Source organism: 'Fragaria x ananassa' phyllody phytoplasma, from assembly GCF_018274325.1.
Classification (GTDB): Bacteria; Bacillota_I; Bacilli_A; order Acholeplasmatales; family Acholeplasmataceae; genus Phytoplasma.
In genome coordinates this window covers 1-523 of sequence record NZ_JAGVRH010000031.1, presented here as the reverse complement: position 1 = coordinate 523, position 523 = coordinate 1, and the positions used below count along the sequence as shown (strand labels likewise).

1 protein-coding gene is annotated in these 523 nt (G+C 28.3%); it reads right to left on the bottom strand.

All coding sequences use genetic code 11. The annotated features are described in order from the left end of the window. On the bottom strand, positions 1-198 hold a 198-nt coding region (locus J8J04_RS03060), incomplete at its 3' end, for a YqaJ viral recombinase family protein (RefSeq protein WP_212332256.1). Positions 199-523: the final 325 nt, after the last annotated feature.

Here is a 523-nt window from a genome sequence, read left to right as displayed (position 1 = left end):
GGCGATTGGTTCCATTTTGTTACCATGTTCGGTGTATTTGTTGCTTGTGAAAGTAGTGCCAAAGATTTTATCATGAACTAATTGTTCTAAAGAACGGAATTTGTCATTACCTGTGATACTACCAATTTCCGAAGCGTTGATAAATTTTTTACGATGTTGGTACCAGGCTTTGGTACGTTGGGATAATTTAATTTCCATCGTTATTTCCCTTTCTTAAAAAATGAGATGAGATATTTAAAGAAATAATAAATAAATTTCAAAATATAATATAAAGCTTTAAAAAGAAAATCTATTAAACATAAGAGATGAGGTAAAAATAATAAAAGAATTGTTAATAAAGCTAAATTAAGCCATTGGTTTTGATAAGTTAGGTAATAGGCACTGATCTTATTAAGACCATTATTTAATTTTGTTAACCAAGGATTAATTAGGTTCCACATGATGATTGTTTAGTAGTGGTTAGATATTGATAGAACTGAACTACTATTCCTTTTTTTAATCTTTGGATGCTTAATTGATAAGT